Here is an 8850-nt window from a genome sequence, read left to right as displayed (position 1 = left end):
CGTGGCGGCGTGGCGGCGTGGCGGCGTGGCGGCGTGGCGGCGTGGCGGCGTGGCGGCGTGGCGGCGTGGCGGCGTGGCGGCGTGGCGGCGTGGCGGCGTGGCGTGTGGGAACGCGCGCGGCGTCCAGCGCGCTCCGCGCGCTCCAGCGCGGCACAGCGCGGGCGGCGACTCGGTCACCCGGGCCACCCCACGGATCGGTCACAAGAGCCGGATAACCCCAGGCCTAGGAGACGGCCCACAAAGCCCCAGCGGCGTATGGGAGCACGCCGGCCCACCGAGCGCGGCGGCGTGCGGGAGGATCCGGAGCGCACGGCGTTGAGCGCAGCGTCGGCCGGAGGGCCCGGCGTGCGGAGCGCGGCGGCGTACGGAGCGCGGCGGCGTACGGAAAGCGACGGCGTACGGAAAGCGACGGCGTACGGAAAGCGACGGCGTGCGGTAGTGGCGGCGTACGGAAGCGGCGGCGTACGGAAGCGGCGGCGTACGGAAGCGGCGGCGTACGGAAGGGGCGGCGTGAAAGGCGGCGTACGGAGCGCGGTGGTGTGTGGTGGCGGCGGGTGGGGACGCGAACAGGCGCCCGGGCTGGTGCCCGGGCGCCTGTTCGAAAGGCCCTACACGGAGTGAAAGCTGAGATCAGCCGACGACGCGCTGGACCTTGCCGGCCTTGATGCAGGACGTGCACACCTTCATCCGGGTCGGGGTGCCCTTGATGAGCGCCTTCACCGGCTGAATGTTGGGGTTGAACCGCCGAGGCGTACGAGCCTTGACCCGGCGGATCATCGCGCCCTTACCCAGGCGGGCAACGTTGTTGCCGAACGTCGGCTGCTTGCCGCAGACATCGCACTTCTTAGACATGATTCTCCGTGTTCAGGGTCGTGACACCGACAGACCATGTTACATGGGTGTCAGCACACCACCAATTCGGCTGCCCAGCCCTTGCTACGCAGTGAGATAGGCCACTTCGTCCTCGGTCAGGGTGACCGACAGGCCGGGGGTGGAGGTGCGGGTTTCGCTGACGTGCCGCGGCCCGATCAGCGGGAACACCGGGTACGGCTGGTGCAGCAACCAGGCCAGCGCGATCGCGGTCGGTTCGACGCCCTTGGCCGCCGCGAGCTCCCGGGCCCGGTCGAGCCGGCGGAAGTTCTCGTCGGAGTAGAAGCAGCGTACGAGCTCGGCGTCCGAGGTGTCCTCGGGCTTGGCCCGCCCGGTGAAGAACCCGCGTGCCTGGCTGGACCACGGGAAGAGCGCGACCTGTCGCTCCCGCAGCCACTTCTGCGATTCGTCGTCGCTCACGTGCCGGCACCCGGCCCAGGGTACGTCGTACGCGCGGGCGAGGCTGAGGTGGTTGCTCAGCAGCGTGAACGGCTGCTTGCCGTTGGCCTCGGCGTACGCGTTGGCCGCGTCGAAGCGTTCGGTGGACCAGTTGGACCCGCCGTACGCCTTGATCCGGCCGGCCTTGAAGTGCTCGTCGAGGACGTCGACGAATTCGCCGACCGGGATGTCTTCGTTGTCGCGGTGCATGAAGTACAGGTCGACGTGGTCGGTCTGCAGCCGTTCGAGGCTCTCGTGCAGCTGCCGGGTGATCGACTCGGGGTCGCAGTGCGGCGTGTGTGCGCCCTTGCCGATCACGACGAGCTCGTTGCGGTTGCCGCGCGACTTCATCCACTGGCCGAGCAGCTTCTCACCCCTGCCGCCGCCGTAGATGTACGCCGTGTCGAACGTCGTACCGCCGCGCTCGACGAAGTCGTCGAAGATGACCGCGGCGTGCGGCAAGGTCTGCTGGTTGTCGACGCCCATGACGAGCCGCGACACCTGCTTGTCGACGCCCGGCACCTTGCCGTAGATCATCGGGGCGTCGTCGCGGCGGCGCAGCGGGCGGCCGGTCGCGGTCGGGACGATCGCGTCGTCACGCTCGCTCGCGTACTGCTGCCCGATCGCGGCCCGCCACTGGTCCTGGACGGTGAGGTTACCGAGCGTGTCCGCCCACGTCATCTCCGGCGCCTCCTTCGCGCCGGAGGCGATCGCCGCCTGCACCGCCTCGGCCTCCGCGGTGTAGATCAGGGCCGGCTCCGCGGAGATGTCCTGGGGCTCCTCCCCCACGCGGTGCAGGGTGACGTGCGTCGGCTTGCCGTCGCCGCCGAACCACGGGTCCTCGACGACGAGGTAACCCTCGCTGCCGAAGATCCGCACCTGGTTCTGGTCGGCGAGCCGCACTCCGGTGCTGACCTGCGCGGTGACGCCGCCGTCGAAGAACAGCGTCGCGACGGTCCACTCGTCGGCCCCGGTGTCACCGACGTGTCCCACCGCGTTGACCGCGGCCGGGTCGGCGTACGGCTTGCCGGTGGCGACGCCCGCGATCAGCCGCGAGAACGACACCGGGTAGCCGCCGACGTCGAGGATGCCGCCGCCGGCCAGTTCGTCGGCGAAGATCCGGCTCTCCGGGCGGTACCCGGCGGCGAACGCGAACGTCGCCTGGATCTGGTGCACGGTGCCGATCCGGCCGTCGCGGACGAGCTGGGTGATCAGCTTGGTCTGGGGCAGGCACCGGTACATGTACGCCTCCATCAGGAAGACGTCGTTGCGGACGGCGGCCTCGATCATCGCCTCGGCCCACGCGCGGTTGATCGCGAGCGGCTTCTCGCAGAGCACGTGCTTGCCGGCCTCGGCGGCCTTGATCGCCCACTCGACGTGCATCGGGTGCGGCGTCGCGATGTACACGGCCTCGACCGTGCCGTCGGCGAGCAGGTCGTCGTACGAGCCGTGCCGGTTGGCGATGTCCCACTTGTCGGCGAAGGCGTTCGCCGAGTCCAGGGACCGGCTGCCGACGGCGACGACCTCGTTGGTCGGCGACGTCGGCACCTGGGACGCGAACCGGGACGCGATGTTGCCGGTGCCGATGATGCCCCAGCGGAGCTTGGTGTCAGTCAAAGGGAATCCCGTGGTGGTTGTGGTTGCGGGTCAGAACTTCATGGCGCCTGCCGCGAGATCGGCGATGAACGACCGCGCGCCGATCAGGAAGACACCGATCAGGGGGATGACGCTCATCAACGCACCGGCCATCACCATCGAGTAGTCGGTGCCGTAGATGCCGTTCAGCTGGTCGAGGGCGACCTGGAGGGTGAGGCGGTTCGGGTCGGTCATCACGATCAGCGGCCAGAGGTAGTCGTTCCAGACGTTGATGAAGGTGAAGATACCGAGAAAGGCCAGGCCGGGCCGGAGCACCGGCAGACCGACGGTGAGGTACTGCCGGAAGAAGCCGGCGCCGTCAACCTTGGCGGCCGAGATGAGCTCGTCGGGGATGGCGCCCTTGGCGTACTGACGCATCCAGAAGATCCCGAACGCGTTCGCGGCGCCGGGGATGATGAGCGCCTTCAGCGACCCGATCCAGCCGAACTCGGCCAGCGTCACGAACTGCGGGACCAGCGACAGCTGGGTCGGGATCATGAAGGTGGCGAGCAGGATCGCGAACAGGACGTTCCGGCCCGGGAACTCGTACTTCGCGAACGCGAACGCGGCCAGCGAGTCGAAGAACAGCACCAGGACGGTGACGCCGAGCGACGCGATCAGCGTGAGCAGCATCGAGCCGAAGAAGTCGACGTTGTCGAGCACCTTGCCCATGTTCTCGAACAGGTGCGAGCCGATCACGAGTTTCGGCGGGTAGCTGAAGATGTCGGGCGTGGTGTTGGAGGCCATCACCACCATCCAGTAGAAGGGGAACAGCGAGACCAGCACGCCGAACATCAGCACGACGTGCCCGACGACGGTGCGAATGCGCTCAGTTGACGTCTGCATGGACATCTGCGGCCTCCCTCTTGGCATTCTCGGCTGCGATCCGGCGTTGCACCCGTCGTGCGGCGCGTCGGGTCAGGCGTTCGTCGTCGTTGCCGCCGATCAGCCGCCAGTTGATGATGCTGAACAGCACGATCAGCACGAACAGCGCCCAGCCGATCGCGGCGCCGTACCCGAACTGGTTGTTGATGAACGCACTCTGGTACAGGTACGACACGATCGTGAGACCCGCGTCGCCCGGTCCGCCGATGTTGTTGGTGTCGCCGAACAGCACCCGCGACTCGGTGAAGATCTGCAGGCCGCCGATCGTCGAGGTGACCGCGGTGAACAGGATCACCGGGCGCATCATCGGGACGGTGATCCGCCAGAACGTCTGCCGGGAGCTGGCGCCGTCGACCTTGGCGGCCTCGTACACGTCGGCCGAGATCGCCTGCAGGCCGGCCAGGTAGATGATCGCGTTGTAGCCGACCCACCGCCAGGTGATGATCGTCGCGATCGCGATCTTGATGCCCCACGGCTGGGTGAGCCATTCGACCTGGTTCAGCCCGATCGACTGCAGGAACGCGTTCAGCAGCCCGAAGTTGTTGCTGAAGATCGAGCCGAACACGAGCGTGATCGCGACCACCGAGGTGACGTTCGGGATGAAGTACGCGATCCGGTAGAACGTGCGCATCCGGGTCGCGTTGTGCAGCGCGTTGGCGATCACCAGCGCCAGCAGCAGCATCGGTACAGTCGACAGCACCCAGATGATCAGCGTGTTGCCGATGGTCTTCCAGAACGTGGCGTCGCTGAGCAGGTAGCTGTACTGCTCGAGGCCGACCCATTTCATCTCGCCGATGCCGTTCCAGGAGTGGAACGAGATCCAGATCGAGAACAGCACCGGGAACGCGCCGAAGATCGCGAACAGGATGAAGAACGGCGAGACCGCGACGTACTGCGGGAACGCCTGGCGGAACTTGTTCGGCGGCTTGCTCGCCGACTCCTCGGCGACGGTCACCCGCGCCGGGATCGATTTGCTGGTCACAGCCATGTCAGATCGCCCCCGCCCGGGTGAGTTCGCGTTCGATCTGGCGCTGGGCGTCGGCCCAGGCGGCATCGGGATCCTTGCCGGAGGCTTCGACGTTGACCAGTTCCTTGCCGATCGGCGTACCGATGATGGAGTCGTACGGCGAGAAGTACGCGCCGGGGTATTTCTTCGCAGACTCCGCGAACACGTCGACGATCCGCTGGCCGCCGAAGAACGGGTCGGGCGCGGTCAGCGTCGGGTCCGTGTACGTCGCGGGCGTGGACGGGAACAGCACCGGGTCGAGGAACGCCTGGGCCTGGTTTTTCGCCGACTCGAGCCAGCTGATGAACGCGAACGCGGCCTCGGGGTTCTTGCAGTACTTCGTGATCGCGAGGAAGGACCCGCCGCGGTTGCCGGCGCCACCAGGAGCCGCCGTCACCCGCCACAGTCCCTTCGTCTTCGGCGCCGCGTTCTTCGGGCCGAGCTGGGCCCACCAGACCGCGGCGTTGAACGCGACCAGCTTGCCGTTGGTCACCACCGCGTTCTTGTCGGTCGAGTTCTGCGCGTTGGCCGAGAGCCCTTCTCTGACCACCCTGACCGCGAGATCGAACGCCTCCCGGACGTGGTCCTGGTCGCCCAGGTACTGCCCGTCCGGCGACATGTAGCGCTTCGACTGCTGAGCCATCCGGTAGTCGTAGATGCCCTGGATGTTGTCAGTGATCGCGGACCCCGGCACCGCCTGCTTGAGCTTCTTGCCGAGCGCGATGTAGGTGTCCCAGTCGGGCGCGACCTCCGCGACCGCGGCCGGGTCGATGTCGATCCCGGCCTTGGTGAAGATGTCGCTGCGGTAGAACAGCGCGGTCGGCCCGGTGTCCATCGGGTAGGCCATCATCTTGTTGTCCGGCGTGATCCCGAGCTTCCACTTCCAGGCCAGGAAGTCCTTCTCGAGGTCCTTCGCGCCGAGTTCGAACAGATCGTGGAACTGGTCGGCGTTCGGGAAGTAGGTGGCGACGTCGTCGTTGATCGCGACGATGTCCGGAACGAGGGACTTGCCCGCCAGCGCGGTCAGCACCTTGGTCTTGTAGTTCGAGCCGATCCGCGTCATCGCCAGCTTCATCCCGTCGTACCCGGGAATCGCCTGCTCCGCCTTCGCGATCAGGTCGTCGTTCACGGACCCGACCCAGGTCCACATACTGAGCTCGTCGGAACCGCCCAGTGAGCTGCGGGAGCCGCAGCCGGTGAGTGTCGCGGCCGCGGCCGACAGCCCGGCCGCGAGGAAGTGCCTCCTGCTCAGGGTCATAGCCTCACCTGGCGCTTTCTGTTGGATTTCGCCGGAAGGTGTCCAGATATGTTTACGTAGCCATCAAGGTAAGCGCATACCGACTGAACCGGTCAAGGCTCCGATGACACAATGGGACGCATGAGCGCCGTGACCACCGTCCTGTTCGACGCCGACGGTGTTCTCCAGCGCCCCAGCCGCGACTGGTGGACCCGCCTGACCTCTCTGGTCCCCGGTGACGGCGAGAGGTTCGTCGCGGACCTGATGGCCGCCGAGCGGCCTGCGCTGGTCGGGAAGGGCGATTTTCGGGACGCGGTCGCGGACGTCGTCCGGCGGTGGGATGCACCGGTGACTGTCGAGGAGGCGCTCGAGCCGTGGAGCTGGTTCGACGCCGAGCCCGCGGTGGTCGCGTTGATCCAGTCGCTGCGCACCGCCGGGATTTCGTGCCACCTGGCAACCAACCAGCACGCGTACCGGCGGGCGATCATGCAGGACGAGCGCGGGTACGGCGCCTGGTTCGACCGGACCTTCTACTCGTGCGACCTCGGGCTCGCGAAGCCGGATCCGGCGTACTTCCGCGCGATCCTCGGCACGCTCGAAGCGCCGGCGTCGTCGGTGCTGTTCATCGACGACAACGTAGCCAACGTGGCCGGTGCCTCGAGCGTCGGTCTGCAGGCGGAGCGCTACGACCTGGCGGACGGCGTACCGGCGCTCGTGGACCTGCTCCGCCGTTATTCCTTGCCGATTTCGGGCTGAGATCTTGTGGGGCGGCGACGGCTGTGACATCGTCACCGATCAGCTGACAACGTAGGACAGTCCACCAGCCGCTCCCTGGAGGCACCCCCATGTCCGATCGCCCGCTCGTGTCCGGCCGCACCTTCTCCCGCCGCCGCGCCCTCGGCCTCACCGCCGGCCTCGGCCTCGCGGCCACTGTGGCTCCTTCGCTCTCCTCGTCTTCGCTCGCTTTTGCGGCCCCTGCCCCGTCGGCGTATCCGAAGGGTGCGCGGCCGCAGGTGCTGAACGTGTTCACCGAAAGCACGCTGAGTCTGCCCGAGCGGACGCTCGCCACCACGCTGCAAGGCCTGATGGCGCGGCGCCGCGGCGATTCGCTGTACCTGAATCTGCCCGGGCTCGGCTACCAGTTCTGGCTCGACGACCTGGTGGCGCGGTACGGCGTCCGTACCCGGCCCGGGGACCTGTGGAAAACCGTCCAGCGGTCCGGCGTTCGCGGATATCTTCTCTTCCGAGAGGGCACCCCGTCGGTCAACGTCGCGACCACGCTCGCCGGCGTGACGGGTGCCGTGGCGATCGAGGAAAGCTTGGAGGCACTGGCGATCCGGCACGGATTGCGCAAAGTCCTGGACGTGCGGGACAAGGACGACCGCTGGGTGTTCGACACGTACTGGTCCCGGCTGCGGCACGATGTCGCGGTCGAGCAGCGCGCCGACATCCCGGAGCGGCTCCGGGACTACGTCACGATGGCGGGGACGCTCGCCTTCTTCGACGGCAACTCGGAGTTCCGCGCCGAAGTGGTCGCGGCACTGGACGACGACGCAACGGTCATCGGCTGGGGTGACGCATCCTCGGGCGAGGACGCCTTCATCGGCGTGAACTCCCTCGCAGGTGTCAAAGCCCTACCCGCCGACCACGCCCGCAACCTGTCGATCCTGTCAGGCATCCACGAGGACCGCCTGACCCAAGGCGGCCGCCTGTTCGACCCGACACTGGGTGGATCCGGCGGTGGCTCCGGCAGCGGCTCGGGCGCGACCGACCTGCGGCACACCGTCCAGGGCGCGGCCGTTGCGGCCGCAGCGACCAGGTCGTCCACCGCCACCCCAACAACCGGGGTTCTGAGCGGAGGGGGTGGGGGGAGGGCCCTCGTACCGCAGCCGGATCCGGATGCGCACTACGTGAGTTTCCTGATCACCGACGGGGACAACATCCAGTGGGCGCTCGGCGACTTCCCGACCGACCAGCGCTGGTTCGGCAGCCCGCGCCGCGGCGAGGTCGACCTCGGCTGGGGCATCTCGCCGTCGCTGATCGACCTGGCACCGTCGGTGATGCGCTGGTTCTACGACCACTCCGCCACCGACCGCTGGGTGGCCGGCCCGTCCGGCGGCGGCTACATGTACCCGAGCCGCTACCCCGCCGCCGCCCTCGAGAAGCACACCGCCTCCCTGGCACGCGCGATGGGACGCTCCGACCTGTCTGTTGCCCAGATCATCGATTTCGACGCGTTCGAGAACACCCGGCTCTGGTCGTCGTACCTCAAGCGCCCCGAGATCGACGGTCTCATCTACCTCGAGTACTCCCGGTACGACGGCCTCAAAGGCCAAGTCGTCTGGTCCGAAGGCAAACCGGTGATCTCCGCCCGCACCATGCTCTGGGACGGCCTCGACGGCGCCGACGAGGCCTCGGTCACTGCCGAACTCAACGCCGCAACCCGCAACCCGCACTCCACCGCCGGCTACTCGGTCGTCGTCTGGCACGCCTGGAGCAAATCCGTCGACGACGTACTCACCGTCGTCGACGGCCTCGCACCCCACGTCAAGGTCGTCCCGCCCGACACCCTCGTCCGCATGGTCAGCAAGTACGCGAAACCCTGAGGCGGTCCGGGCCGCGATCCCCAGCCACCAAAGGCTCTGCGGATCTCCAGGCCATCACCAGTGCGGCGGCGGTACGCGATCCCCGCGTACGGGCCGCGCCGCCGGCCCATCGTGATGGCCTGGAGATCCGCCACCATCCACCACCCACCCCTCACACTCCGCACCCGCACCCG

At 67.9% G+C, this 8850-nt stretch carries 7 protein-coding genes; 2 read left to right on the top strand and 5 right to left on the bottom strand.

Features of this window, described 5'->3' with window-relative positions:
* Positions 1-630: 630 nt before the first annotated feature.
* The 5 genes from rpmB to AB0B82_RS29560 form a co-directional block, all read right to left on the bottom strand.
* Entirely contained in the window at positions 631-852 is a 222-nt protein-coding gene (gene rpmB / locus AB0B82_RS29580) for a 50S ribosomal protein L28 (RefSeq protein WP_360175712.1), read from the bottom strand.
* Between the two features lie 84 nt (positions 853-936).
* Positions 937-2925, bottom strand: coding sequence for an aldo/keto reductase (locus AB0B82_RS29575; protein ID WP_360175709.1), 1989 nt, complete (start codon positions 2923-2925; stop codon positions 937-939).
* Positions 2926-2955: 30 nt separating this feature from the next.
* Entirely contained in the window at positions 2956-3795 is an 840-nt protein-coding gene (locus AB0B82_RS29570) for a carbohydrate ABC transporter permease (protein WP_360175706.1), read from the bottom strand.
* Positions 3773-4816, bottom strand: coding sequence for a sugar ABC transporter permease (locus AB0B82_RS29565; protein WP_360175703.1), 1044 nt, complete (start codon positions 4814-4816; stop codon positions 3773-3775). Before AB0B82_RS29565 ends, AB0B82_RS29570 begins: the two co-directional genes overlap by 23 nt.
* Position 4817: 1 nt before the next feature.
* A complete protein-coding gene (locus AB0B82_RS29560; RefSeq protein ID WP_360175700.1) occupies positions 4818-6092 on the bottom strand; it encodes an ABC transporter substrate-binding protein in 1275 nt (424 codons plus the stop codon).
* A gap of 120 nt (positions 6093-6212) precedes the next feature.
* On the opposite strand from AB0B82_RS29560, the gene AB0B82_RS29555 reads away from it, so the two are divergent.
* Together AB0B82_RS29555 and AB0B82_RS29550 are read left to right on the top strand one after the other, a co-directional pair.
* The gene (locus AB0B82_RS29555) at positions 6213-6827 is read left to right on the top strand and encodes an HAD-IA family hydrolase (RefSeq protein WP_360175697.1); all 615 of its coding nucleotides are present in this window, start codon (positions 6213-6215) and stop codon (positions 6825-6827) included.
* 89 nt (positions 6828-6916) lie between these two features.
* Positions 6917-8677 (top strand): GxGYxYP domain-containing protein, encoded by a 1761-nt coding sequence (locus tag AB0B82_RS29550; RefSeq protein WP_360175694.1) that lies wholly within the window; start codon positions 6917-6919, stop codon positions 8675-8677.
* Positions 8678-8850: the final 173 nt, after the last annotated feature.

It is taken from the genome of Kribbella sp. NPDC048915 (assembly GCF_040649595.1).
Taxonomy (GTDB): Bacteria; Actinomycetota; Actinomycetes; order Propionibacteriales; family Kribbellaceae; genus Kribbella.
Note: the sequence above shows the minus strand (reverse complement) of the source record. Positions and strands in the feature narration are given on the sequence as shown.